The sequence below is a fragment of the Secundilactobacillus malefermentans DSM 5705 = KCTC 3548 genome, assembly GCF_001436395.1.
Lineage (GTDB): Bacteria > Bacillota > Bacilli > Lactobacillales > Lactobacillaceae > Secundilactobacillus > Secundilactobacillus malefermentans.
Genome location: NZ_AZGJ01000026.1, coordinates 1 through 24,748 on the forward strand (window position 1 = coordinate 1; position 24,748 = coordinate 24,748).

General features: G+C 39.4%; 30 protein-coding genes. 28 read left to right on the forward strand and 2 right to left on the reverse strand.

Translation table 11 applies throughout. The features are described 5' to 3' along the window. The first annotated feature begins 33 nt into the window (after positions 1-33). Positions 34-402, forward strand: a complete 369-nt coding sequence (locus tag FD44_RS06065; RefSeq protein WP_056973818.1) for a hypothetical protein — start codon at positions 34-36, stop codon at positions 400-402. Between the two features lie 92 nt (positions 403-494). Then, positions 495-1,505, forward strand: a complete 1,011-nt coding sequence (locus tag FD44_RS06070) for a serine hydrolase domain-containing protein (protein WP_010620634.1) — start codon at positions 495-497, stop codon at positions 1,503-1,505. Positions 1,506-1,541: 36 nt separating this feature from the next. Here FD44_RS06070 and FD44_RS06075 read toward each other — a convergent pair whose 3' ends face one another. After that, positions 1,542-2,246 carry a type 1 glutamine amidotransferase gene (locus tag FD44_RS06075; protein WP_010620635.1) on the reverse strand — a complete coding sequence of 235 codons (705 nt, stop codon included), beginning with the start codon at positions 2,244-2,246 and terminating at the stop codon, positions 1,542-1,544. After that, entirely contained in the window at positions 2,243-3,592 is a 1,350-nt protein-coding gene (locus tag FD44_RS06080) for a Mur ligase family protein (RefSeq protein ID WP_010620636.1), read from the reverse strand. The genes FD44_RS06075 and FD44_RS06080 overlap by 4 nt, the downstream gene beginning before the upstream one ends. Before the next feature lie 205 nt (positions 3,593-3,797). On the opposite strand from FD44_RS06080, the gene FD44_RS06085 reads away from it, so the two are divergent. The 26 genes from FD44_RS06085 to FD44_RS06205 form a co-directional block, all read left to right on the forward strand. After that, positions 3,798-4,382, forward strand: a complete 585-nt coding sequence (locus FD44_RS06085) for a thymidine kinase (protein ID WP_010620637.1) — start codon at positions 3,798-3,800, stop codon at positions 4,380-4,382. 14 nt (positions 4,383-4,396) lie between these two features. Then, positions 4,397-5,479, forward strand: a complete 1,083-nt coding sequence (gene prfA / locus FD44_RS06090) for a peptide chain release factor 1 (RefSeq protein WP_029327625.1) — start codon at positions 4,397-4,399, stop codon at positions 5,477-5,479. After that, entirely contained in the window at positions 5,472-6,347 is an 876-nt protein-coding gene (gene prmC / locus FD44_RS06095) for a peptide chain release factor N(5)-glutamine methyltransferase (protein WP_010620639.1), read from the forward strand. The genes prfA and prmC overlap by 8 nt, the downstream gene beginning before the upstream one ends. Beyond that, positions 6,328-7,356: an L-threonylcarbamoyladenylate synthase gene (locus FD44_RS06100; protein WP_010620640.1), complete on the forward strand. Its 1,029-nt coding sequence runs from the start codon at positions 6,328-6,330 to the stop codon at positions 7,354-7,356. The genes prmC and FD44_RS06100 overlap by 20 nt, the downstream gene beginning before the upstream one ends. A gap of 68 nt (positions 7,357-7,424) precedes the next feature. Beyond that, on the forward strand, positions 7,425-8,687 hold the full coding sequence (glyA, locus tag FD44_RS06105) for a serine hydroxymethyltransferase (RefSeq protein ID WP_010620641.1): 1,263 nt from the start codon (positions 7,425-7,427) through the stop codon (positions 8,685-8,687). Positions 8,688-8,777: 90 nt separating this feature from the next. Next, positions 8,778-9,407, forward strand: coding sequence for a uracil phosphoribosyltransferase (upp, locus tag FD44_RS06110; RefSeq protein ID WP_010620642.1), 630 nt, complete (start codon positions 8,778-8,780; stop codon positions 9,405-9,407). A gap of 246 nt (positions 9,408-9,653) precedes the next feature. Continuing rightward, positions 9,654-10,370 (forward strand): F0F1 ATP synthase subunit A, encoded by a 717-nt coding sequence (gene atpB / locus FD44_RS06115; protein WP_010620643.1) that lies wholly within the window; start codon positions 9,654-9,656, stop codon positions 10,368-10,370. A gap of 41 nt (positions 10,371-10,411) precedes the next feature. Further along, positions 10,412-10,624: a F0F1 ATP synthase subunit C gene (gene atpE, locus FD44_RS06120; RefSeq protein WP_010620644.1), complete on the forward strand. Its 213-nt coding sequence runs from the start codon at positions 10,412-10,414 to the stop codon at positions 10,622-10,624. Positions 10,625-10,676: 52 nt separating this feature from the next. Further along, the gene (atpF, locus tag FD44_RS06125) at positions 10,677-11,198 is read left to right on the forward strand and encodes a F0F1 ATP synthase subunit B (RefSeq protein ID WP_010620645.1); all 522 of its coding nucleotides are present in this window, start codon (positions 10,677-10,679) and stop codon (positions 11,196-11,198) included. Then, positions 11,188-11,733, forward strand: a complete 546-nt coding sequence (gene atpH / locus FD44_RS06130; RefSeq protein WP_010620646.1) for an ATP synthase F1 subunit delta — start codon at positions 11,188-11,190, stop codon at positions 11,731-11,733. The genes atpF and atpH overlap by 11 nt, the downstream gene beginning before the upstream one ends. A 29-nt stretch (positions 11,734-11,762) precedes the next feature. Then, complete coding sequence (gene atpA / locus FD44_RS06135) at positions 11,763-13,301, forward strand: F0F1 ATP synthase subunit alpha (protein ID WP_010620647.1); 1,539 nt, start codon at positions 11,763-11,765, stop codon at positions 13,299-13,301. A gap of 27 nt (positions 13,302-13,328) precedes the next feature. Then, complete coding sequence (locus tag FD44_RS06140; RefSeq protein ID WP_010620648.1) at positions 13,329-14,228, forward strand: F0F1 ATP synthase subunit gamma; 900 nt, start codon at positions 13,329-13,331, stop codon at positions 14,226-14,228. 22 nt (positions 14,229-14,250) lie between these two features. Then, positions 14,251-15,663, forward strand: a complete 1,413-nt coding sequence (gene atpD, locus FD44_RS06145; RefSeq protein WP_010620649.1) for a F0F1 ATP synthase subunit beta — start codon at positions 14,251-14,253, stop codon at positions 15,661-15,663. A gap of 11 nt (positions 15,664-15,674) precedes the next feature. Then, positions 15,675-16,097 (forward strand): F0F1 ATP synthase subunit epsilon, encoded by a 423-nt coding sequence (locus tag FD44_RS06150; protein WP_010620650.1) that lies wholly within the window; start codon positions 15,675-15,677, stop codon positions 16,095-16,097. 153 nt (positions 16,098-16,250) lie between these two features. Continuing rightward, positions 16,251-16,481 (forward strand): DUF1146 family protein, encoded by a 231-nt coding sequence (locus FD44_RS10345; protein ID WP_076621483.1) that lies wholly within the window; start codon positions 16,251-16,253, stop codon positions 16,479-16,481. A 21-nt stretch (positions 16,482-16,502) separates the two neighbouring features. Further along, positions 16,503-17,813, forward strand: coding sequence for a UDP-N-acetylglucosamine 1-carboxyvinyltransferase (murA, locus tag FD44_RS06155; RefSeq protein WP_010620652.1), 1,311 nt, complete (start codon positions 16,503-16,505; stop codon positions 17,811-17,813). Between the two features lie 127 nt (positions 17,814-17,940). After that, entirely contained in the window at positions 17,941-18,930 is a 990-nt protein-coding gene (gene mreB / locus FD44_RS06160) for a rod shape-determining protein (protein WP_010620653.1), read from the forward strand. 22 nt (positions 18,931-18,952) lie between these two features. Beyond that, positions 18,953-19,231 (forward strand): membrane protein insertion efficiency factor YidD, encoded by a 279-nt coding sequence (gene yidD / locus FD44_RS06165; RefSeq protein WP_010620654.1) that lies wholly within the window; start codon positions 18,953-18,955, stop codon positions 19,229-19,231. A 13-nt stretch (positions 19,232-19,244) separates the two neighbouring features. Beyond that, positions 19,245-19,466, forward strand: a complete 222-nt coding sequence (locus FD44_RS06170; RefSeq protein WP_010620655.1) for a DUF2969 domain-containing protein — start codon at positions 19,245-19,247, stop codon at positions 19,464-19,466. A gap of 92 nt (positions 19,467-19,558) precedes the next feature. Further along, positions 19,559-20,764: an FtsW/RodA/SpoVE family cell cycle protein gene (locus FD44_RS06175; RefSeq protein WP_010620656.1), complete on the forward strand. Its 1,206-nt coding sequence runs from the start codon at positions 19,559-19,561 to the stop codon at positions 20,762-20,764. 18 nt (positions 20,765-20,782) lie between these two features. Then, on the forward strand, positions 20,783-21,079 hold the full coding sequence (locus FD44_RS06180; protein ID WP_010620657.1) for a glycine cleavage system H family protein: 297 nt from the start codon (positions 20,783-20,785) through the stop codon (positions 21,077-21,079). Positions 21,080-21,207: 128 nt separating this feature from the next. Further along, on the forward strand, positions 21,208-22,080 hold the full coding sequence (locus FD44_RS06185; RefSeq protein WP_010620658.1) for an SPFH domain-containing protein: 873 nt from the start codon (positions 21,208-21,210) through the stop codon (positions 22,078-22,080). A gap of 110 nt (positions 22,081-22,190) precedes the next feature. Then, a complete protein-coding gene (locus FD44_RS06190; protein WP_010620659.1) occupies positions 22,191-22,571 on the forward strand; it encodes a GntR family transcriptional regulator in 381 nt (126 codons plus the stop codon). Continuing rightward, complete coding sequence (locus tag FD44_RS06195; RefSeq protein WP_010620660.1) at positions 22,564-23,424, forward strand: ABC transporter ATP-binding protein; 861 nt, start codon at positions 22,564-22,566, stop codon at positions 23,422-23,424. Before FD44_RS06190 ends, FD44_RS06195 begins: the two co-directional genes overlap by 8 nt. A 1-nt stretch (position 23,425) precedes the next feature. Further along, positions 23,426-24,247, forward strand: a complete 822-nt coding sequence (locus FD44_RS06200; RefSeq protein WP_010620661.1) for a hypothetical protein — start codon at positions 23,426-23,428, stop codon at positions 24,245-24,247. 72 nt (positions 24,248-24,319) lie between these two features. After that, positions 24,320-24,748: DUF975 family protein (locus tag FD44_RS06205; protein WP_162258115.1), on the forward strand; the 429-nt coding region annotated here is incomplete at its 3' end.

Sequence of the window (24,748 nt, forward strand, 5' to 3'; positions counted from 1 at the left end):
TATTAATTTTAATAATACGAGGAAGGAATGAGTATGATGGATGAAAAAAATGAAACAGAAGCAGAGGTGGCACGCAGAGAGGCAAAGCTAATTTATGATCGATTGGTTCCATTATTTGACGCGCGAGTGAACCGGACGCAATATTGGCTTTCCGTAACTAACGAAAGTTTTGAAGGAAAAATAAATTTTTTCTTTAATTCTAAGGCTGCTCGTCAGCGAAAACGGTCAATTCCATTGCACTCTATTGAATCCAGTTATGACAATCTCGTGTTTTTGGAATTAGTTTTGCATGAGTTACGGAAGAAGACGTTACTAACAATTGATTTTTTAGGTTTTGAAGACAAAAGATGGCCTTCGGATGATTCTCACATTGAACAAAAACGAGATCACTTAGAAACTTAAGTTGGATTTAAGAAAGCTGCTTTATGGACATTGAAATTGAAATCCTTTTGAAAGTAGAATAGGGTTAGAATATTAGCAAAGGAAGTGGTCTCGTGTATCTGAAAACAACTGAACTAATCAAACGGCTTGTCGACGATGGGACCGTACCCGGAGTTTCATATGCCATGGTTAATTTGCAACGGAACGATTTGACAACAAACATCTATGGGCGTGAGGCGCTGATTCCTAATATTGAAGACTTGAAAGAAAATCAGCTTTATGATGTTGCTTCACTGACGAAAGTAGTTGGGACGACTAATGTTATTCTACAGTTGCTTGAAAGCAATAAGTTAACCTTAGAAGATTCTATCAGTGACTATTTACCAGAGTGGCAGTATCCTCAAGTCACTATTCGTCACTTATTGACGCATACATCTGGAATTACTGGCTATATTAAGAATCGTAATCAATTGCCTAAGGCGCAATTGATTGAGGCCCTTTTAAAGTTACACATTGGCGATGATTTTAATAAAAAGATGACCTATAGCGACATTAATTTTATTTTCTTGGGGTGGATTGCTGCATCAATTTTGGGGCGTCCAATTCAAACGTTAGTTACGAATAGGGTATTGCGGCCACTAGAGATGAATTCAAGCACGTTTAATCCAACGAATGTACAAGAATGTGTCCCAACTGAAAATTCGCCAACTAGGGGACTAATAAGGGGCACCGTGCACGATCCAAAAGCACACATACTAAAGATGGATTGTGGCTCTGCCGGATTATTTTCAACAAAAACGGATTTAATCAAGGTTGCCACTCAAATGATGAATGATGATGAAACACTATTAAAAAATTCAACGAAGAAATTGTTGATGCAGAATCACGCACCAGGGATTACCCAGCGGTCACTTGGCTGGGCACTCATTAAGTCTCACACGAATGATCACCACAATTGCATTTGGCATTCAGGTTTTACCGGGACATTTATGATTATTGATCGGCAAGAACAGCAGGCGATGATCTTCCTGTCAAATCGAATTCATCCGAATAGTCCAAATGAACCATTTCTTGATCGACGAAATGAAATAATTCAAAGCTATTTAACTGAAAAAGAGCAATAAAAATGGTCTACCAAAAATAATTGGTAGACCATTTTTTTAAAACGTTGCTGGAATTGGCATTGAAGCAAGCTTTGAAAAATCTTGTTCTGGATATTTTCGTTGCAATGCGGCAACTAAAAGACGCTTAGCAATATTCCCATTTCTTGTCAAAATAGGTCCGTGAAAGTAGGAGCAGTAAACGTTTTTGTAAATTGCACCTTCCGTTTTATCTTCACCATTGTTTCCTTTACCGGAAAGGACGACGCCCAATGGCTTTTCATCTTTTCCTAAAAATGTGCGACCCTGATGATTTTCAAAACCGTGGTATTGCTCATCAAATTCTTGATTTTCAATAACGATATCACCGATGAAACGGTTATTATCTTGCGCAAGCGTGTAATGATCTAAAGCCCCAATTCCAGGGATCTTTTCACCATCAGCACCAACATAATAGTGACCTAAAAGTTGGTAACCCCCACAAATGGCGAGCACAGGACCATCATCTTCAATGAAGGCTGTGAGTGATTGCTTTTTATTCTGAATGTCTTTAGAAACAATGACTTGTTCGTAGTCTTGACCACCGCCAAAGAAGGCGAGGTCAAATTTACTGGCATCAAAGGGATCCTTTAAACTGACGATGCTAACGTTTAATTTAACGTCCATTTGCTCAGCATAGTAGTTGAGTGCCAAGATGTTGCCAACATCTCCGTACGTATTCATTAAGTCGCCATATAGATGAGCGACGTTTAATTCATAGGTCATATACTCATGCCCTCCTTAATGTATCCTTTGTTTGCGAGTTCTTTTCTTAGTTGTAGAACTGCCGTATAAGTTGCTAAAACGTAAATCTTTTCGGTTGGTAGTTGTGGAACCTTTTCAATAATCTTACTGAGGCTCGGTTCAACAATTAACTTATCCTGTGGAACACCGGCCACTTTGAGTCTGAAGGTAACGTCTTTATAACGTTCGCCTCCGGTCATAAAGGCTTTGATGTTAAGTTGAGGTAAGAGCTCGAAATTACCATCCCAAATCCAACTTGTATCAATACCATCTGCATAATTGGCGTTTAAGAGTGAAATGAATGAGAAGGGATCTTTTTCGGTGCTAATCATATCAAGAACCTGGTTCAAACCAACTGGATTCTTTACCAAAATCAAAGTAAGCTTTTTATCACCAACTGTAATTTCCTCTTGTCGACCAAAGACTTTTTTATCGCTTTCAAACGCTTTTGCAATTTGGGAAGAGGATACACCCATAAAGCGGCCAACGGCGTAGGCAGCCAAAGCATTGTAAATATTATACATGCCACCAATTTCAATTTTGTAAGGATGGTTATCGATCTCAAATTTCGAACTAGTAGGGGTTCGCTCGCCGAGTTTATTTAATGAATAAGTTAACTCAGGACGAGAAAAGCCACATTCCGGACAGTAATATTTACCAAGGTTGCTGTAGGTTAAAAATTTGTAGTGCAAAATATTTTGGCAAACGGGACAAAGAATGCCATCCGTGTTTGGTTTAGCCTTTAACTCGCCGTCAGGCTCATGATTAAAGCCGTAATAAACGATTGGATTTGGTAAATGCTTGGAATGAAAAATTGGTGCATCGCCATTTGCAATGATTGTGGCTTCTGGTGCCAAGGCAACACCGTTTAATATTTTTTGGTAAGTGGTGTAGATTTCACCGTAACGATCCATTTGATCCCTAAAAATATTTGTAAAAACAAATGCTTTAGGTTTGATGTACTTAGTTACTAGGACGATATTTGCTTCGTCGACTTCAAGGACGGCAACTGGTTTTGCGTCTTTGGTTTTTGGTGCTTCCAAAAAGGTGGTCACAATTCCCTGAATCATGTTTGACCCAGTTGGATTGGTTAATAAGCTTTGGTATTTTTGGCCAAGTACTCGGACGGTAAGTGCAGTTGTCAGTGTTTTTCCGTTCGTCCCAGTAATAATGATGACGTCATATTTAGATCCCAAATCCTTTAAAATTTCTGGATCCATTTTGACTGCAAGTTTACCAGGTAATGAACTTCCCCCTTTAAAGAAAGTATGTAAAAACCAGTAAGATGATCGCCCGACAAAACTTGCGAGTCCACTTCTCAATGACATATGATTGTTCCTCCAAATAAGTTACAAAATTAAGTTTCAAATTAACATTTCAAATTTATATTTTAGCATGATTTTCCTGCTTTACCGAATACAAAGAGTTAGCTTATGAAATTCCTAGCATTTTGAGTTAATAAATAGTAATGAAATTTACTAGTAAATCCGCTATAATGGACAGGAAACTGGAAAGAAAGAGTGGCGTTGATCAGTGGCTCAGTTATTTTTTAAATATGGTGCAATGAATAGTGGTAAAACAATCGAAATTTTAAAAGTTGCTCATAACTATGAGGAACAAAATAAGCCAGTCATTATTATGACGAGTGGCGTTGATAATCGAACTGGAGTCGGAATGGTAGCAAGTCGAATTGGTCTTGAGCGAAAGGCGCATCCAATATTTGATGAAACTAATATTTATGATGAAGTCAAAAAAATTAACCCCAATGCCAATTGCATCCTGATTGATGAAGCGCAATTTCTGAAAAAGGCGCATGTTTTAGAATTGGCTAAAATTGTTGACGAGCTTCATATTCCAGTTATGACCTTTGGACTTAAGAACGATTTTAGAAATGAATTGTTCGAGGGCTCCGAATATTTGTTGCTATATGCAGACAAAATTGAAGAAATGAAGACGATTTGCTGGTTCTGTACCAAAAAAGCCATTATGAATTTACGCTTTCACGATAATAAACCGGTTTACGAAGGCGAACAGGTTCAAATTGGCGGTAATGAAGCTTACTACCCAGTTTGCCGGCGCCATTACAATAATCCACCAATTGATATGCTAGGGAAATGAGGAATTAAGACAACATGGACGAAATGTTCGAAAAATTACAGGCAGTTGCAGACCGTTACGATGAATTGAATGAATTAATCAGTGATCCTGAGATTATTGCTGATACTCAGCGTTTTATGAAACTCTCAAAAGAAGAGGGCGAGTTACGCGAAACTGTCGAAAAATATAATCAATATAAAAAAGTTACCGAGCAGATTAAAGAGAACAATGAACTTCTCCGAGAAAAGCTTGATGATGATATGGATGCACTTGTCAAAGAAGAGTTGAAAGAACAAGAAGCAGAAAAGACAAGTCTTGAAGATGAAATCAAGATTTTACTACTACCAACCGATCCTAATGATGATAAAAATATCATTATGGAAATCCACGGTGCAGCTGGTGGTGACGAGGCCAGTCTATTTGCGGTAGACCTATTTAATATGTATACCAAATATGCTGAAAAGCAAAATTGGACGGTTGAAGTCATTGATAAGAGCGAAACTGAAGTCGGCGGTTTTAAGGAAATTGTTCTGATGATAACCGGTAACAAAGTCTATTCAAAGCTCAAATACGAAAATGGTGCTCATCGAGTTCAACGGATTCCAGTAACTGAGTCGGCTGGACGGGTACATACGTCTACGGCAACCGTTGGTGTAATGCCTGAAGCAGAAGATGTTGATATCGATATTGATCCTAAAGACATTCGGACAGATGTCTACCGGTCATCAGGTGCTGGTGGTCAGCATATCAATAAAACGTCATCAGCTGTCAGAATGACCCATTTACCTACTGGAATTGTAGTTGCCATGCAGGATGAACGTTCACAGCAACAAAACCGTGTAAAAGCAATGAAAATTTTACGAGCACGGGTTTACGATTATTATCAACAGCAGGAAACGGATGCGTATGATGCAGAACGTAAGTCAGCCGTGGGTTCGGGTGATCGTTCAGAACGAATTAGAACCTACAATTACCCTCAAAACCGAGTAACTGATCATCGAATCGGGTTAACACTCAATAAACTAGATAGAATTATGAATGGCGAATTAGAGGAAGTTATTGATGCATTAATACTTTCGGATCAAGCAGCCAAATTGGAGAACTTGAAGAATGAGTAATCCGACCTACTTTGAAGCCCTGAAATGGGCTTCTTTGTTTATAAAAAAGCATCAATTAGAGGAAGAATCCGGGAAATTTTTACTGCTTGAAAGACAGCAATGGCGTGAAACTGACTTATTAAAACGGTATCAAGACGAAATGCCTGACGCTATTTTTTTACAGTTTAAGCAAGATGTCCAAAGATATAGTGAGGGAATCCCAGCTCAATACGTTATTGGCAGCGCACCATTTTACGGACGTACTTTCAAGGTCAACCAAGATGTTCTCATTCCGAGACCGGAAACTGAAGAATTAGTTGAATGGATTTTGATGGACAATCAGCAGGTTGACGATATATCAGTGTTAGATGTTGGAACAGGTAGCGGCGCCATTGGTCTCTCCGTTAAGGCTGAACAACCAAATTGGCAAGTGACGGTGACTGACATTTCAGCGGAAGCCCTTAAAGTGGCTGAGGAGAATAGTAATCAGTTAAAGTTGCAAGTTGAATTACTAAAGGGTGACTTACTTGAGCCGGTGAGGGGAAGAACCTTTGATATTATTGTTTCAAATCCACCGTACATTGCTGCAGATGAAGTTCGTTTGATGGATCAAAGCGTCATTGATTACGAACCTAAAATGGCATTATTCGCAGAGCATAATGGCTTGCAAATCTATGAACGACTCGCAGAGGCCCTAAAACAAAAAAAGGTGAAGACGAAAGCGCTATATTTAGAAATTGGGTTTAAACAGGCGAAAGCTGTCAAACAAATTTTTGTGGAAGCCTTTCCGCTTGCAAGGGTTACAGTAAAAAAAGATATGGAGAACCATGACCGAATGGTTCGCGTTGACTTTGAAGGGAGCATTAATGATGAAAACGGAAATTTATAAAACAGATCAAATAAAAGAAGCTGCAGCGCAATTAAAGCAGGGGAACCTGGTGTCCTTTCCAACGGAGACGGTATACGGATTAGGTGCGGATGCAACCAATGTTGAAGCAGTCAAACAGGTTTACGCAGCGAAGGGACGACCAAGTGATAATCCGCTAATTGTGCATGTTGCAGATGTTCAAACGGTCGAGAAATATGCACTTCCACTTTCTGAGAAGGCGCAAAAATTGATTAAAACATTTTGGCCAGGACCGCTGACATTAATTTTTAAGCTGAAACCAGGTGCATTATCATCCCACGTTACGGGTGGTTTGGAGACAGCGGCATTCAGGATGCCAGCAAGTGAAGCAACGCTTTCTTTAATAAGGGAAGCCGGAGTTCCATTGGTTGGTCCTTCAGCTAATACGTCAGGGAAACCAAGTCCAACTTTAGCCATGCACGTTTACCACGATTTAAAAGGTAAGATTGCCGGTATTTTGGATGATGGTCCCACAAAATTTGGTGTTGAATCAACCGTTTTGGATATGTCTACGGACACCCCCACGGTCTTGCGTCCTGGTGCCCTTAGTATCGAACAGTTGGAATCAGTTATTGGTGAAGTTGTTTCTAATAAGCATCACGTTGGTCTAACGGAAGTTCCAAAGGCACCGGGAATGAAGTACAAACACTATGCTCCTAGTGCCCAAGTGTACGTTGTTGATAGCCCAAGTGATTTTAAAATTGCACTTGAATGGGCCGGCAAGCAGCCATATAAAGTAGGATTAATGGTAACTGAAAAATTATATAAGGGCTTTGATTTACCCCAAAACGTTGAGTTCTTCTCGTTGGGGCAGGATGTCCAAACTGCTAGTCATTTACTTTTTGCAGGGCTCAGAAAATTCGATGACGAACCAGAAATAAAAGTTATTTTAACGGAAGCGTTTGATGCAAACGGGATTGGGGTTGCCTATATGAATCGGTTAAACAAATCCGCAGGTCAAACCCACTTTAATGTAAATAAAATTAACTAACATATACCTATACAGACGAGATGCCAATTTGATAAAATCAAGCTAACTAATAGAAGGGGGTCGATTATATGAATTATCAAGACCAAGACCCAGAAGTATGGCAAGCAATTGCGGACGAACAGCAAAGACAGGAACAGAACATCGAGCTTATTGCTTCGGAAAATATTGTTTCACCAGCAGTTAGAGCAGCACAAGGCTCAGTTTTAACCAATAAGTACGCTGAAGGATATCCAAGAAAGCGATACTATGGTGGCACTCAATTTGTTGATGTTGTTGAGCAGCTTGCCATTGATCGCGCAAAGCAACTATTTGGTGCTGAGTATGCAAATGTGCAGCCTCATTCAGGTTCACAGGCAAATGAAGCGGTTTATGCTGCATTTTTAAAACCTGGTGATACTATTCTGGGGATGGGCCTTGATGCGGGTGGCCATTTAACGCATGGTGCTAAGGTCAGTTTTAGTGGTAAAATTTATAATTCATATAGTTACGGCCTTAACCCTGATACAGAACTGTTAGATTTTGATATGATTTTAGATTTGGCAAAAGAGGTCAAGCCCAAGTTAATTGTGGCGGGGGCCTCTGCGTATAGCCGGATTATTGATTGGAAAAAGTTTAGAGTGGTGGCAGATGAAGTTGGTGCTTATTTGATGGTTGATATGGCGCACGTTGCAGGACTAGTAGCTGCTGGGTTGCATCCCAACCCAGTTGGAATTGCGGATGTCGTGACCACTACCACACATAAAACACTAAGAGGGCCTCGTGGAGGACTCATTTTATCTCAAGAAAAGTACGCTAAACAGATTAACTCAGCTGTCTTCCCAGGAACTCAGGGAGGACCGTTGGAACATGTAATAGCTGGGAAAGCAATTGCATTTGGTGAAGATCTTAAGCCAGCTTTCACCGAATATAGCCGTCAAATCATTAAAAACGCAAAGGCGATGGCGGAGGTGTTTGAGTCATCGGGCACCGTTCGGGTCATCTCTGGTGGAACTGATAATCATTTAATGACAATTGATGTTAGTCAGACCGGATTAAATGGGAAACAAGTTCAAGAGCTACTCGATTCAATCCAAATTACGACGAATAAGGAAGCAATTCCTAATGAAAAACTGAGTCCATTTAAGACTTCAGGAATACGACTCGGGACGCCGGCCATTACGACGCGAGGATTTGATGAAGTAGATAGTAAAGCAGTTGCACACATCATTTTGAAGGCTATTCAGGCCCGCGATGATGAAGCAAAATTAGCAGCCTTACATCAAGAAGTTCTGGAACTAAGTAAAAAGCATCCGATTGAGGCATATGTCCAACCAGTTATATTTGAAAAATAATGGATAAATTGGTCAATTTCTTTTAAATTTAAACCACTCACTTCGTATGTAAATGGTACAATAGAAAGAAATACCAAGGGAGTGTCTATAATGGGTAAGTTTCAAGTGCTAGATCATCCGTTAATTCAACATAAGTTGACGATTATTCGAAATAAGAATTGCGGTACAAAAGTGTTTCGGGAAGTCGTTGACGAAATTGCTACTTTGATGGCGTATGACGTTGCGAGGGATATGCCCCTCGAAGACGTCGAGATTGAAACGCCAATTGGAAAAACAACGGTTAAGACACTTGCCGGGAAAAAAGTGGCAATTGTGCCAATCCTTCGAGCAGGAATTGGTATGGTAGACGGAATTTTGGAACTTATTCCAGCTGCTAAGGTTGGCCATATCGGAATGTATCGTGATGAAAAGACATTAAAGCCACACGAATATTTTGTGAAATTGCCATCTGATATTGATCAGCGTCAGGTTTATGTGGTTGATCCAATGCTTGCAACTGGTGGATCAGCTATCATGGCAATTGATGCTTTGAAGAAGCGCGGGGCAACTAGCATTAAATTTATGTGTCTAGTTTCTGCTCCAGAAGGTGTTAAGGCACTGCAAGAAGCTAATCCAGATATAGATATCTATACGGCTGCGTTAGATGAAAAGCTAAATGAAGACGGATATATTGTCCCTGGACTTGGGGATGCGGGAGACCGATTATTCGGTACAAAATAAATATGGAGAGCCCGTTATCGGACAGATAACGAGCTCTTTTTATATAGGAAGAAAGCAAATTTTGCCGTTCTAAATTTTCTGTAAGATTACTTTGTATTTTTATTAAATCGGTGGTATGATTTCTTGTGTATTTCGAATGCGAAGTAACAGGACACATTCACTACTAGTGCATTTTGATCTAATGATTGTTTAATCAGGTTGATCAGGGTTGGCACTATATTTGCTTGTGAAAAGAGGTGATTTTCTGTGGGTGATCCATCTTCAGTTCCAACCTTTAAGTTTTTAGGCTTAACGTTTAACGCCGATAACGTTATTTCCGGATTAATTGCCTTTATCATAGTCTTTTTATTAGTTTTTGCGTTATCACGAAAGCTGACAATGAAACCGGGTAAGGGTCAAAACGTTTTGGAATGGATAATTGATTTCACTAACGGAATTTTGAAGGGCCAAATACCCGGAAACGAGGCTTCAGCTTTTGGTCTTTATGGATTTACGCTGTTTCTGTTTTTGTTTGTTTCCAACGAACTAGGTCTGTTTATTCAGATTGCAGTTGGTGGGAAGGATTATGTTAAAAGTCCGACGTCGGACCCGATGATTACGTTAACGTTCTCGCTTGCAACGATAATGTTAGCTCAGTTTGCGGGTGTCGCTAAGTTGGGTTACAAGCAACATTTTCGAAATTACTTGAAGCCATTTGTTTTTTGGCTACCAATTAGTATTTTTGAAGAGTTTACAAACTTTTTAACTTTAGGTCTTCGTATTTTCGGAGTTATTTATTCCGGCGAAATGTTGCTGAAGATTATTGGACAAATGGCATTTTCTCATGGAATTGCAACGTTGATTGTTTCAGTTCCGATTGAAATGATTTGGCAAGGATTCTCCTTATTCCTTGGTGCAATTCAGGCTTATGTCTTCTTGACATTGTCATCAGTTTACATTTCACGAAAACTTGAAGCTGAGTAATGATTTATAAAAACTATTATTTTTAGGAGGAAACAATTATTATGGGAGCTATTGCTGCAGGAATTGCTATGTTTGGTGCCGCCGTTGGTGGTGGTATCGGTGATGCTATCGTTATTTCAAAGATGTTAGAGGGTATGGCACGCCAACCAGAATTATCAGGTCAATTACGTTCAAACATGTTCATCGGTGTTGGTCTTGTTGAAGCTATGCCGATTATTGCTTTCGTTGTCGCATTGTTAGTTATGAACAAGTAATTTCATTTTTAACTTGTGAGTCATAAATCGAAAGTAAAGGAGGTGTCAATAGATGCTCGCACATTTAACCATTGTTCCAGGCGTGGGTCTTGCCCTTGGTGATATGTTATTTTATGCAATTTGTTTCATTATTTTAATGTGGTTAATCAAGCTTGTTGCTTGGAAGCCTGTTAATAAGATGATGCAAGATCGAGCAGATAAAATAGCAAATGACATTGACTCCGCAGAACAGTCTCGAACAGATGCTGCTAAACTTGCTGCTCAACGTCAAGAAGCACTTGCAAATTCTCATAAAGAAGCTTCTTCAATCGTTAGCGATGCAAAGCAACAGGGTCAACAAACTCGTACTAGTTTACTAGCTGATGCACAATCTGACGTTCAGACATTAAAGTCAAATGCTCAAAAGGATATCGAGCAGGAGCGCCAGGATGCTTTATCTAATGCAAAGAATGATGTAGCTGATCTATCTATTGAGATTGCTTCCAAGATCATTCATAAAGAATTAAACGCTAATGATCAAAAAGCATTGATCGATTCTTATATCGAAGGGTTGGGGAAGCACAATGAGTCTTGATGAAATGACAGTAGCTAAACGTTATTCAAAAGCGCTCTTTGAAGTGCTTGTTGAAAACGAGGAACTTGAATCTGGCTACGAAGAATTAAAGCAAATTCGCCTTGTCTTTCAGGACAACCCACAGCTTAGTTCCGTTTTAACCAACGCCACGCTGGCTGAGTCTGAACGTAAAAGTTTAATTGCACCTTTTATTGAAGGGGCAACTTCAAAGTACGTTAAGAATCTCATTCAGATGACGTTTGATTATGGTCGGATAAACTATCTCGTTTCAATTATTAATCAGTTTGAGATTTTATATAATGAGAAGAATCATACGATTCATGCAGACGTTATTACTGCAGTCGCAATTGATGATGCTCAAGAAAAACGTCTTGCTGATGAATTTGGCAAACGAGTTGGAGCAGAAAAAGTAATTCTTAATAGTAAGGTTGACGAAGATATCTTAGGTGGCGTGATTATGAAATCTGCTGGTAAGATTTTTGATGGTAGCTTACAAACTAAGCTAAATCAGATTCGCCGAACATTATTAGGATAAAGCATATCTAATAAAGAGGTGAAACTTTTATGAGCATTAAAGCTGAGGAAATCAGTGCTCTAATTAAGCAACAATTAGAAAACTACAAAGATGAGCTCTCAGTTGAAGAAACTGGTACGGTTACCTATGTTGGTGATGGTATTGCCAGAGCTCATGGTCTCGAAAACGCATTAGCTGGTGAATTACTAGAGTTTAGTAACGGGGTTTATGGAATGGTTCAAAACCTTGAAAGCAATGACGTTGGTATCGTTGTTCTTGGTGATTTCACAAAAATCACAGAAGGCGATATTGTTAAGAGAACTGGCAGAATCATGGAAGTTCCAGTTGGAGACGCCATGATTGGTCGGGTTGTCAATTCTTTAGGACAACCTGTTGATGGTAAGGGTGACATTAATACAGACCATACTCGACCTGTCGAGAAAAAGGCGCCTGGTGTTATGGACCGTCAATCAGTTTCTGAACCATTACAAACTGGTATGAAGGCGATTGATTCGCTTGTTCCTATTGGTCGTGGTCAACGTGAATTAATCATTGGTGACCGTAAGACTGGTAAAACAACGGTTGCGATTGATACGATTATTAATCAAAAAGACCAAGACATGATTTGTATCTATGTTGCGATTGGTCAAAAAGACTCAACTGTTCGATCACAGGTCGAAACGTTACGTCGTTATGGTGCAATGGATTACACAATTGTTGTGACTGCTGGGCCATCTGAGCCCGCTCCATTGCTCTATATTGCACCTTATTCTGGTGCTGCCATGGGTGAGGAATTCATGTACAATGGCAAACACGTTTTGATCGTCTATGATGACCTTTCAAAGCAAGCTGACGCATATCGTGAGCTTTCATTGATTCTTCGTCGTCCTCCTGGTCGTGAAGCTTATCCTGGTGATATCTTCTATACCCACTCACGTTTACTTGAACGAGCTGCAAAGCTTAGTGATAAATTGGGTGCAGGATCGATGACCGCATTACCTATTATTGAAACTAAAGCTGGAGACGTTTCAGCCTACATTCCAACCAACGTTATCTCAATTACTGATGGTCAGATCTTCTTGGATAGTGATTCATTCTATTCTGGAATTCGTCCAGCGATTGATGCCGGTACTTCTGTATCCCGTGTTGGTGGTGATGCCCAGGTTAAGGCAATGAAGAAGGTTGCCGGAACATTACGTTTGGATCTTGCTTCATATCATGAACTTGAATCCTTTGCGCAATTTGGTTCTGACTTAGATGCAGCAACACAAGCAAAGCTTAATCGTGGAGCTCGTACTGTTGAAGTTCTAAAGCAACCACTTCATTCACCACTGTCAGTTTCTAAACAAGTTTTGATTTTGTTTGCACTGACAAACGGCTTCTTGGATAAAATTCAAGTAGAAGATATTTTGACTTTCCAAGATGGTTTGTTTGATTACTTCGATGGTTCTCACAAGGATCTGTTGGATGAAATTGCAACCACTGGTCAGTTACCAGATACAGATAAGCTAAAAGCAGCTGTTCAAGAATTTTCTGATACCTTCCAAGGTTCAGCAAGTTCAGAAGAAGATGCTAAAGCTGCCAAATAAAGTAGTTGGGAAGGATGGTGAATAATAATGGCTGAATCAATTAGCGATGTTCAACATCGCATTGCCTCAACTAAAAACACAAGACAAATTACGACCGCTATGCAAATGGTCCAGACGTCTAAATTGAATCAGATTCAGAAGTCAGCCATTGGCTATCAGGATTATGTGTCCCGAGTAAAGGCCGTTGTAATGCACCTTGCCAAGTCCCAGCTATTGAATGATGCTTCTAGTGATTTACAATCTGATCGTCCAATTAAGAAAATTGGATTTTTGGTTGTAACTTCAGATCGTGGCATGGTTGGTAGTTATAATAGTAATGTTATTCGTGATACAAATCAGTTTATAGAAGAGCACCAAAAGGACACAAAGGATTATGTCATTTTGGCAGTTGGTGGAACCGGAGCAGATTTCTATAAGAAACGTGGCGAAAACGTTGCTTACGAATACCGCGGCGTTAGCGATATTCCGACCTTTAATGAGGTTCGAGAAATTGTCAAAACGGTAACTAACATGTATGAAAATGGTGAATTTGATGAACTTTACGTTTGTTATGACCATTTTGTAAACAGAATATCTTCTACTTTTCGTGGTGAAAAAATGCTTCCTGTTGATCAGGAATCACTCGGAACCGCTGATTCAGAAGAATCTGATGTACATCAATTGGCTACGTCTTATGATGTAGAGCCTTCAGTAGAAGAGGTGCTCAAAGTTGTGTTGCCCCAGTATTCTGAAAGCTTAATATTCGGCGCAATCCTTGACGCTAAGACTGCAGAGCACGCTTCAAGTTCAACTGCAATGAAGTCAGCCTCTGATAATGCGACTGACTTAATTGGTCAATTGGAATTACGATATAACAGAGCAAGACAAGCTGCTATTACGACTGAAATCACCGAAATTACTGGTGGTCAAGAAGCATTAAATCAATAATGAACGGGAGGAAATTTAAACAATGAGTACTGGTAAAGTTGTCCAAGTTATTGGACCAGTCATTGATGTTGAATTCCCGTTGAGCGAAAAATTACCCGATATTAATACCGCTCTTAACATCAAAAAAGATGATGGTAGTATTTTAGTTACAGAAGTTACCCTTGAACTGGGTGACGGTGTAATGAGAACTATTGCTATGGACGGTACCGATGGTTTACGTCGTGGAATGGAAGTTGAGAATACTCAAGCTTCTATTTCCGTACCAGTAGGTGACGAAACTTTGGGTCGTGTGTTTAACGTTCTCGGAGATCCAATCGATGGTGGAGCAGAATTTGGTGCCGATGCTGAGCGTCGACCAATTCACCGTGATGCACCTGCATACGACGAATTGAATCCTACTTCAGAAATTTTGGAAACAGGAATTAAAGTTATCGATCTTTTAGCTCCTTATGTTCGTGGAGGTAAAATTGGGTTGTTTGGTGGTGCCGGAGTTGGTAAAACCGTTTTGATTCAAGAGTTAATTCATAATATTGCTCAAGGTCATAATGGTATTTCCGTCTTTACCGGTGTTGGTGAACGTACCCGTGAAGGTAACGATATGTACTTTGAAATGAAGGGCTCAGGAGTTCTTGAAAAGACGGCCATGGTCTATGGTCAAATGAACGAGCCTCCTGGTGCGCGTATGCGTGTCGCCTTGACTGGGTTGACGTTGGCTGAATATTTCCGTGATGTTAAGGGACAAGACGTTCTTTTATTCATTGATAATATTTTCCGATTTACTCAAGCTGGTATGGAAGTTTCTGCCTTACTTGGCCGAATTCCTTCAGCCGTTGGTTATCAACCTACTTTGGCAACTGAAATGGGTCAGTTACAAGAACGAATTACGTCAACGAAGAAGGGTTCAATTACCTCAATTCAAGCCGTTTACGTTCCTGCTGATGATTATACCGATCCAGCTCCAGCAACCACTTTTGCCCATTTGGACGCAACCACTAACTTGGAACGTTCTTTGACGCAAATGGGGATTTATCCCGCTGTTGATCCATTGGCTTCTACTTCAACTGCCCTTGACCCACAGATTGTTGGTCAAGAACATTATGAAGTTGCAACTGAAGTTCAACATGTTTTACAACGCTATCGTGAACTACAAGATATCATTTCTATTTTAGGAATGGATGAATTGTCTGACGATGAAAAAACGGTTGTTAACCGTGCTCGTCGTATTCAATTCTTCTTGTCACAATCATTTAGTGTTGCCGAACAGTTTACTGGTTTACCTGGTAAATATGTGCCAGTTGCTGAAACAGTTAAGGGCTTTAAGGCTATTCTTGATGGTAAGTATGATGACCTTCCTGAAGATGCTTTCCGTAACTGTGGTCCAATTGAGGACGTTGTAGCCAATGCCAAAAAAATGACTGCTGACGCAACCAAATAGGAGGGGTCTAATTGGCTGATAATAAATCAGTATTAACCGTTAGTATTGTGACTCCTGATGGTAAGGTATATGATGACCAAGCAACCATGATCGTAGTGAAAACTAAGGCTGGTGAATTGGGAATTATGCCTAATCACGTCCCTCTAATTGCTTCTTTAGCAGTAGATGAGGCACGAGTTGATCGTGGCGATGGCAATAAAGATGAAATCGCTATTAATGGGGGATTCATTGAATTCTCTGAGAATGTTGCTACTATCGTTGCTGATAGTGCTGAAAAGCAAGGCGACATTGATGTTTCTCGTGCTGAAAGTGCTCGAAAGCGAGCTGAGGAAAGACTTCGTAAAGCAAAAGAAGCTCACGATACAGATACAATGAATCGTGCAGAAGTTGCTTTACGCCGGGCCATTAACCGAATTAACGTGGCTAATAAGTAACCAAAAAAAGAGATTGCCTTTAGAGGTAATCTCTTTTTTGTATCTAGCAAGTAAATTTGTAATATTACAAATGGCTTTATGGGTAGTGTTTGAAGCGACAAGTTTACATTAATATGTTATATTGAAAATTAGATGATGAAGGGAATTATACAAATGAAATCGATTGGCACACAATCTTTGATAAATTTGATTAGTCACTTGGCTTTTATATTGATTGCTTTTTGGTCAATACAAGGGTTACATATTGAGAGACGCATGCAATTGTATCCTAGTCAAGCTAAAGTTCTAATTGTGATGTTGTCAGTAACAATTGGATATACTTGCAGTAGTTTCTTTTTAAACTTTATCGACAACGTTCAGAATTTAACATTTTTACTAAAATAAGTAGTTTACGGAGGCAAACTCATGGAAAAGATTATCGTACACGGTGGGAATCAGTTAAAGGGCACCGTCCAGATTGAAGGCGCAAAAAATGCCGTTTTACCAATTCTAGCAGCTTCAATTTTAGCTAGTAAAGGTATTGTGGAACTTAGTAATGTTCCTGTTTTATCGGATGTATTCACAATGAATAATGTTTTGAGGTTTTTGAACATTGATGTTGATTTCAACGAGAATGAACGAAAAATTGATTTGGACGCAACTAAAGAGCTTTCAACTGAAGCACCCTTTGAGTATGTATCTAAAATGAGAGCTTCCATCGTGGTAATGGGACCACTACTTGCACGATTTGGTCATGCTAAAGTAGCTATGCCAGGTGGATGCGCTATTGGAACACGTCCCGTTGATTTACATCTAAAAGGATTTGAAGCTTTAGGCGCAACCATTGAACAACACGACGGATACATAGAAGCATTTGCTGATAAATTAGTTGGAAGTAATATTTATCTTGATTTTCCTAGTGTTGGTGCAACTCAAAACATTATTATGGCGGCAACTTTAGCTGAAGGCACGACTGTCATTGAAAACGTGGCGAGAGAACCTGAAATTGTTGATTTAGCTAACGCACTGAATAAGATGGGCGCCCGGGTTCGTGGAGCTGGTACCGAGACCATTCGTGTGGATGGTGTTAGTGAAATGCACGGAATGGAACACGGCATTGTGCAAGATCGAATTGAAGCTGGTACATTTATGACCGCTGCTGCTTTGACGGGTGGTAACGTCTTGATCCAGGATGGTATTATTGAACATAACAAGCCATTAATTTCTAAATTAGAAGAAATGGGTGCTACGGTTTCTGATGAAGAGGCTGGCATTCGGGTCGTTGGGCCAAAGGTATTAAAGCCTACTAACGTTAAGACTTTACCATATCCAGGATTTCCAACTGATATGCAGGCCCAAATGACGGTTCTACAACTAGCTGCTAGCGGAACAAGCACAATGACTGAGACTGTTTTTGAGAATCGATTCATGCATCTCGAAGAGCTTCGTCGGATGAATGCAAATTATAAAATTGAGGGTCGTTCGGTTATGATGTATGGCCCTACAACTTTCAACGGAGCAGAGGTCGCTGCGACAGATTTAAGAGCTGCAGCTGCACTTGTGTTGGCCGGCTTAGTAGCAAATGGGTATACACAAGTCACTAATTTGAAGTATCTTGACCGTGGCTACTACGATTTCCACCTAAAGCTTCAAGCATTAGGCGCCGAAATTAAGCGAGTTGATGTCGAAGATCCACAAAAGGTGACAATTAAGCAAAAAGCAAACGAAATTAAGTAAATTTGTTAAATGGGTCGAGGCAAATTGCCTCGGCTTTTTTATGATTTGATAATAACAGGCGAAGAAACCGCACGGGTATGGTATAATTTAGCGGTTGGAATTTGATTTTTCAGGAGGAAATAACAGGATGGCAAAAGACATCGGTATTGATTTAGGGACAGCAAATGTATTACTTTATGTAGTTGGCAAGGGTATTGTATTAAACGAACCCTCAGTCGTAGCGATTGACACAAAGACGGATAAGGTATTGGCAGTTGGATCAGAGGCGTATCGAATGGTAGGCCGAACACCAAGTAATATCCGGGCCATTCGTCCTTTAAAAGATGGCGTTATCTCTGATTTTGATATTACAGAGAGTATGCTTTCATATTTTATTAGTAAGTTAAGTGTAAAGGGCTTCATGTCCAAACCTAATATTATGATTTGTGCGCCAACAAATATTACTGAAATTGAACGAAAAGCAATTGTTCAGGCTGCCGAAAAATCTGGTGGCGCAAAAGTTTATTTAGAAGCAGAGCCTAAGGTTGCCGCAGTTGGCGCGGGTATGGATATTTTTAAGCCACGCGGGAACATGGTCATTGATATGGGTGGTGGGACAAGTGATATTGCTGTCCTGTCATTGGGTGATATTGTTGCTAGCAATTCAGTAAGGGTTGCTGGAGACGAAATGAATACGGATATCATGGGCTATATCAAACGAAAATATAACCTGATTATTGGTGAAAGATCTGCTGAAAATATTAAAATTACGATTGGCTCTGCTTTCCCTGATGAAAATAATAATGAAACGATGGAAATTCGAGGTCGTGATGCTGTATCAGGTATGCCTAAATCACTAACTATTTCGGCTGCTGAGATTGAAGAAGCATTGCACGATACGATTATGCAAATTGTTGTGGCTGCTAAAGAAGTATTAGAAATCACACCTCCAGAACTTGCAGCGGATATTATTGATCGCGGTATTATGTTAACCGGTGGTGGCGCATTGCTAGATGGCATTGATAAACTTTTTGCGAAAGAATTAAAAGTACCCGTTATTATTTCAGAAAGCCCGCTTGATAATGTGGCAAAGGGAGCTGGAATTTTACTCGAACACATGGGAACCAGTAAAAAGTAGGGATAGGAAATTAGGAGGGATTATGCGAAGTTTATTTATCATTTTCGTGAGAGGCTACCAAAAGTTTATTTCACCTCTTTTTCCACCTAATTGTCGCTATTCGCCGACTTGTTCTGCCTATATGATTAGCGCTCTAAAAAAACATGGTGCCTTAAAGGGAACCTTGATGGGTGTTGCTCGAATTCTAAGGTGTCAGCCATTTGTCAAAGGTGGTTATGATCCCGTTCCTGATCATTTTAGTTTACGACGGAATGAGGAAGCAGCTGAAAAATATCGGAAGCAAATGCATTTAGACAAATAAAAAGGAGTAACACATGGCAAAAAAAAATCGACCAATTGAAGTTAACATAGAAGAAAGAGAAGATGGGGATATTACTGTTACTGACGTCCTAATCGGCGAAAGCAAAATTGGTGAAGTTCGACCAGCCGACGATCGATTTGACGCTAGTCTAGAAGGCGAAAGCCCCATGCGGTATAAAACGTTAGATGAAGCCGTTGAGTCTTTGCTGAAAGAATATCATCTTCATCATGGATAATTCGCTAATTTTTATTTAAAATCTCTTAAAATATCGGTTGTTTTCTAGTATATCGATATAATGGAAAGAGTTAATTAAAAGGAGGCGCTTTTGTGTCAGAAGAAGCTCGCAGAAATGAGACCAACACTGAGTCTCGAATTGATTATGGCATAATTTTTTGCGTTCTGATGCTTGCAATTATTGGGCTTGGTTCGATTTACGTTGCGGCCTCACACGATACAAGTGGTACGAGTGTGGTTAGCCAAATTGTTTCGCAATTAGTCTGGTATATAATTGGGACCATAGCAATCATTATTATTATGCAATTTGATTCAGAACAACTCTGGAAAATTGCACCAATTGCTTATTGGGGCGGATTATTGCTATTAGCATTAGTCTTAATATTTTATAGTAGAAGTTATTACGTCCAAACTGGTGCCAGATCTTGGTTCGCTATTGGACCTTTGACTTTCCAGCCATCAGAAGTTATGAAACCGGCTTTTATTTTGATGTTAGCTAGACAAGTAAGTGAGCATAATCGAGACTATCCGATTCACAATGCTCGTTCAGGATGGATTTTAATAGGGAAATTAATTCTCTGGACACTTCCAGTTGCTGTTTTATTAAGATTGCAAAATGACTTTGGTACAATGTTGGTTTTCTTTGCCATTACCGGAGGGGTTGCACTGGTTGCAGGAATTACCTGGAAAATTTTAGTACCGGCTTTTTCAGCGATTGCGGTCATAGGTGGAACTGCATTGACCTTAGTGATTAGTACTGGTGGCCGGAAGATATTGGAATCGCTTGGATTTCAATCGTATCAATTTTCTCGAGTTGATACTTGGTTACATCCTTCTTCAGAGGTCTCAAACGAAGGGTATCAGCTTTGGCAAAGTATGAAGGCCATTGGTTCGGGTGGTATTTTTGGGACTGGCTTTAACGTGTCACACGTTTATGTTCCGGTTCGTGAATCAGATATGGTATTTTCAGTTGTTGGTGAGAACTTTGGCTTTATTGGTGGTTGTATTCTGATACTGCTGTATTTTTTACTCATTTATCAAATGATCCGAGTGACGTTTGATACAAAAAACGTCTTCTATGCCTATATTTCAACTGGTGTCATTATGATGATTCTATTCCATGTTTTTGAAAATATTGGAATGAGTATTGGACTGCTTCCACTGACCGGTATTCCACTACCATTTGTCAGCCAGGGTGGTTCTGCACTAATTGGAAATCTAATTGGGATTGGATTAATAATGTCGATGCGGTATCATTATAGGAGTTACATGTTTAGCCGTAACGAAAATTTTAAATAATCAAGGAGCGTATATATTATGCAAGAACAAGCTAAGTATTTATGGACCAAAGATGCTTCTGGCGCCACTCGAGTAGGATTAACAAAAGCAGGCCAAGACGAGTTGGGCAATGTTACTTTTGCTAAGCTTCCCGAGGTTGGCGACAAGGTTGAAAAAGGTGCAACCCTCATTAGTCTTGAGGCCGAAAAAGCTGTCTCAGATATTGAGAGTCCAATTTCTGGTGAAGTATCAGCCGTTAACCCACAATTAAATGATGATGTTGATGCTTTAAATAGCAGCAACGAAGCTGATGCATGGCTAGTTGAAATTAAATAATTAAAACAAGAAAAATTCCCGAAGATTTATTTTGGGAATTTTTTTTATTTTCCAAATGTGAATTTATGGTTTTTGGATTGGCTGTGCTACACTTATGATGAATCAACTAAGTGGAGGAGTGGAATTTTATGGAGGAAAAATCAGTTTTTCATGTAAATGGTTTCTTAGGTTTGATAGTCGCTATTATCGCTTTTATTGGAGGCGCCTGGTTACTGTACTTGGGGAGCGCTGGCGCTAGTGCAGGATTTGGGCTTATCTTCTTGGGGACATTGTTAATTCTGGTTGCATTATTAGGTGCATCGTCGTTAACAATCGTGCAGCCAAATGAGGCAAGTGTACTGACGTTCTTTGGTCGTTATATCGGAACCATTGCGGATTCAGGAATTTTCTTAACGGTTCCGTTAACCCATAAGTCATCAATTTCCCTCAGAGTACGAAACTTTAATAGTCAAATTTTGAAGGTTAATGACTCAAAAGGAAATCCAGTCGAAATTGCAGCCGTTATTGTTTTCAAAGTAGTTGATACAGCAAATGCGTTATTTTCAGTTGATAATTACGAGGAGTTTGTTGAAATTCAAAGTGAATCTGCAATCCGGCACATTGCAACTGAATATCCATATGATACATTTGAAAGTGAAGATGAATTGACCTTACGTGGAAATTCCACGGAAGTGTCTAATAAACTGACAAAAGAGCTTCAAAACCGACTTGAGGTTGCGGGCGTCGAAATTATTGAAACGAGACTGACTCATTTGGCATATGCGACTGAGATTGCAAGTGCCATGCTACAGAGACAGCAATCAACAGCAATCTTGTCAGCACGAAAGATTATTGTTGACGGTGCGGTTTCAATTACGCGAGAAGCGGTTGAACGTTTAGCAGCAGAAGCAAAGGTTGAAATTACCGATGCGGAAAAGTTACGCTTAATTAATAATGTGATGGTATCAATAATCACAGAACGCGGCGTACAACCAGTGATTAATACAGATCGAATGAAATAGACTGATAAGGTACCGATTCTTAATTGAATCGGTATTTTTATTTAACAAGGACGTTGTCTAGTTATATAGTTAGTCACATAAGCAACTAACCGAAGAAGTGGGGTGATTTTATGCAGTTTGACTTTAATTTTAGCAGTAACGAACCTTTGTATCTTCAAGTTGCAAAGCAAATTGAAGAAGCGATATTTATGAACGGTTTCAGCGAAGGCGATCAAGTCCCTTCGACGACAGAAATTTCGCGTCAATTTCATATCAACCCAGCAACGGTTTTAAAAGGGATGAATATTCTGGTGAGCGAAGAGATTATTGAGAAGCATCGTGGATTAGGCATGTTTGTCAAAAAGAATGCACAGGAGCGGATTAGAATGAAACGGCAGAATGAATTTTTCGATGATTATGTTAGTGGAATGGTTGTTGAAGCTCAAAAGTTAAAACTAACGGAAAAGCAATTAATCGAAATGATTGAGCGGGGGTATGAGAAAAATGAGTAGTATTGAAATTAAAAATGTGACAAAACAATTTGGGAAAAAGGAAGTCCTGGCGGGATTAAATTTTAAACTTGAGCCAAATAAGATATATGGATTACTTGGCCGAAATGGCGCCGGAAAAAGTACATTGTTAAGTATTATGACTAATCGAATTCCGTTAACTAGTGGTACCGTCACGGTTGATGGGGAATCAATCCAAAACAATGATAAAATCCTTCAAAAAATGTACTTAATGAGTGAGGTCAGTCTGTATAATTCACGGTTACGGGTTTTTCAGGTTTTTAATGAAACAGACAAGATGTATGGAAAGTTTGATTTTGACTTGGCTAATCGGTTGGCAGGTGAATTCGGACTTGATTTGAACGCTAGAATTGGAAAACTTTCTACTGGTTATCGAACGATTTTTAAAGTGCTGGTTGCTATGGGAGTTTCAGCAGAATACATTTTTCTTGATGAACCGACATTGGGATTGGATGCAAACCATCGAGATCTTTTCTATAAAGAATTAATGGAAAGCTATGCTAATCGGCCAAGGACTTTTGTCATATCGACTCATTTGATTGAAGAAGTAGCCAATTTGGTAGAACACGTTCTTATTATAAAAAATGGCAAGATCTTGATTGATAGTGGGGTGGATGAAACATTAGCAAAAGCCCATACCGTTACCGGACCAGAGGCAGATGTTGATTCCTATACTGCCGGACTCAATGTGATAGGTCACGATTCACTTGGTAAAATTAAGGCAAATTATGTATTCGGTGATATGGATGACAAAATATTGCCGGATACCGTATCGATTGAGTCGATGGACTTGCAAAAATTATTTATTAATTTAACAAATGAGGGGGAGAATTAAGATGAATCTAGCGCCGACTTATAAGTATTTATTCAGGATTAGCATAAGAAGTTTGATGTTAGTTTACCTTTGGCTTATCGGAATAACCCTGATACTACCTGCATTATTCTCGCTAATCTCAGGAACTATTGGTGATTTTTCATTGGCGAATCAGCTATCTTCCCAACAATTTTCAATAGTTGCTGGTTTCTTCCTATTTTTCTATTTTTCTCTTAACGACAATCACTTTAATTTTTTGATTCAAAACGGCATTGGTCGTAAGACATATTGGCTTGGGAAGTTGCTAGTTGCCGGAGTAACTATTTTAATCATTGAAGCGATTAATTTGGTATATTTGTACGCCATTTATTTGCCAATAGCTGGAACAGGCAACAGTTCGGATACATTACAGATTTCGTATGAGGGAAACCCAGTTGCCAGTTCAATGCTTTCGTTGCTATACGGGCATTATACGGGAAATGAACTATTGGATTATGTTTTAACAACAATTGTGGTCCTTTTCGGATTAGCAAGCATCACGGCGCTGGGAATGGCAGTAGGATCAATCATGTCGTTATTTTCAAGAAGAATGAAGTTGATTATTATTATCGGAACACCTATTTTCTTAATTGTGTTAGCAATTTATATTAGTAATCTGAACATTCATTTATTCAGCACCACTTGGATTTATGACTTTGCTAAGGTCATCGTTGGCGCAGGCGCTCATCCAGTGGAAGAGCATTTTAATCCGTTTGCCCCAATGGTTTCTGGTACTATTTTCATCGCCATTATGCTGTTTGTGTCTAGGTACTTTAATTTAAAATTAAAAGTTAGAACTGATTAATGAACGTATATTATTGTGCAAAGTGGGTCCTTCTGGTACGCTTAAATAAAGCATAAGAATGGGGAGTATATGATGGATGCACAAATTTCAAGAAAACAACTAAAAACAGAAGTGAAAGAAACGCTTCGAGGTCATTGGGGTAAAGCAATTTTACTGAACCTAATACCAATTATTATTTCAATTTTTATGACAGTTGCTGCCGGAATTGTTAGTTTTGCAATTCAAATGGCTGTGAAATCAACAAGCTTCGAATCTGCCTTTGATGCTTCGAGTCGGTACAGCGGTGGCGGTCACTCTGCTGGATCTTTTGCATTCAATATTGTTGCCAGTTTTATTTACGTGGCCATCAGTTATACATTTGTTGATTGGTTACGCAGCAATGATGCACCAGAGAGCGCATTTAAAAAGGCATTTCAGACGTTCAGCAGAAAATACTTCACCTCTACTTTAGCAATATCTTTGTTAACCTACATTTTTACCGCGCGTTTTATAATCAAGTTA

Excerpts from the sequence above, each read along its gene's own strand:
- FD44_RS06065 (WP_056973818.1), top strand. The coding sequence starts at position 34 with ATGATGGATGAAAAAAATGAAACAGAAGCAGAGGTGGCACGCAGAGAG.
- FD44_RS06075 (WP_010620635.1), bottom strand. The coding sequence starts at position 2,246 with ATGACCTATGAATTAAACGTCGCTCATCTATATGGCGACTTAATGAAT.
- FD44_RS06080 (WP_010620636.1), bottom strand. The coding sequence starts at position 3,592 with ATGTCATTGAGAAGTGGACTCGCAAGTTTTGTCGGGCGATCATCTTAC.
- prfA (WP_029327625.1), top strand. The coding sequence starts at position 4,397 with ATGGACGAAATGTTCGAAAAATTACAGGCAGTTGCAGACCGTTACGAT.
- prmC (WP_010620639.1), top strand. The coding sequence starts at position 5,472 with ATGAGTAATCCGACCTACTTTGAAGCCCTGAAATGGGCTTCTTTGTTT.
- FD44_RS06100 (WP_010620640.1), top strand. The coding sequence starts at position 6,328 with ATGAAAACGGAAATTTATAAAACAGATCAAATAAAAGAAGCTGCAGCG.
- glyA (WP_010620641.1), top strand. The coding sequence starts at position 7,425 with ATGAATTATCAAGACCAAGACCCAGAAGTATGGCAAGCAATTGCGGAC.
- upp (WP_010620642.1), top strand. The coding sequence starts at position 8,778 with ATGGGTAAGTTTCAAGTGCTAGATCATCCGTTAATTCAACATAAGTTG.
- atpE (WP_010620644.1), top strand. The coding sequence starts at position 10,412 with ATGGGAGCTATTGCTGCAGGAATTGCTATGTTTGGTGCCGCCGTTGGT.
- atpF (WP_010620645.1), top strand. The coding sequence starts at position 10,677 with ATGCTCGCACATTTAACCATTGTTCCAGGCGTGGGTCTTGCCCTTGGT.
- atpH (WP_010620646.1), top strand. The coding sequence starts at position 11,188 with ATGAGTCTTGATGAAATGACAGTAGCTAAACGTTATTCAAAAGCGCTC.
- atpA (WP_010620647.1), top strand. The coding sequence starts at position 11,763 with ATGAGCATTAAAGCTGAGGAAATCAGTGCTCTAATTAAGCAACAATTA.
- FD44_RS06140 (WP_010620648.1), top strand. The coding sequence starts at position 13,329 with ATGGCTGAATCAATTAGCGATGTTCAACATCGCATTGCCTCAACTAAA.
- atpD (WP_010620649.1), top strand. The coding sequence starts at position 14,251 with ATGAGTACTGGTAAAGTTGTCCAAGTTATTGGACCAGTCATTGATGTT.
- FD44_RS10345 (WP_076621483.1), top strand. The coding sequence starts at position 16,251 with ATGAAATCGATTGGCACACAATCTTTGATAAATTTGATTAGTCACTTG.
- murA (WP_010620652.1), top strand. The coding sequence starts at position 16,503 with ATGGAAAAGATTATCGTACACGGTGGGAATCAGTTAAAGGGCACCGTC.
- mreB (WP_010620653.1), top strand. The coding sequence starts at position 17,941 with ATGGCAAAAGACATCGGTATTGATTTAGGGACAGCAAATGTATTACTT.
- yidD (WP_010620654.1), top strand. The coding sequence starts at position 18,953 with ATGCGAAGTTTATTTATCATTTTCGTGAGAGGCTACCAAAAGTTTATT.
- FD44_RS06170 (WP_010620655.1), top strand. The coding sequence starts at position 19,245 with ATGGCAAAAAAAAATCGACCAATTGAAGTTAACATAGAAGAAAGAGAA.
- FD44_RS06180 (WP_010620657.1), top strand. The coding sequence starts at position 20,783 with ATGCAAGAACAAGCTAAGTATTTATGGACCAAAGATGCTTCTGGCGCC.
- FD44_RS06185 (WP_010620658.1), top strand. The coding sequence starts at position 21,208 with ATGGAGGAAAAATCAGTTTTTCATGTAAATGGTTTCTTAGGTTTGATA.
- FD44_RS06190 (WP_010620659.1), top strand. The coding sequence starts at position 22,191 with ATGCAGTTTGACTTTAATTTTAGCAGTAACGAACCTTTGTATCTTCAA.
- FD44_RS06195 (WP_010620660.1), top strand. The coding sequence starts at position 22,564 with ATGAGTAGTATTGAAATTAAAAATGTGACAAAACAATTTGGGAAAAAG.
- FD44_RS06200 (WP_010620661.1), top strand. The coding sequence starts at position 23,426 with ATGAATCTAGCGCCGACTTATAAGTATTTATTCAGGATTAGCATAAGA.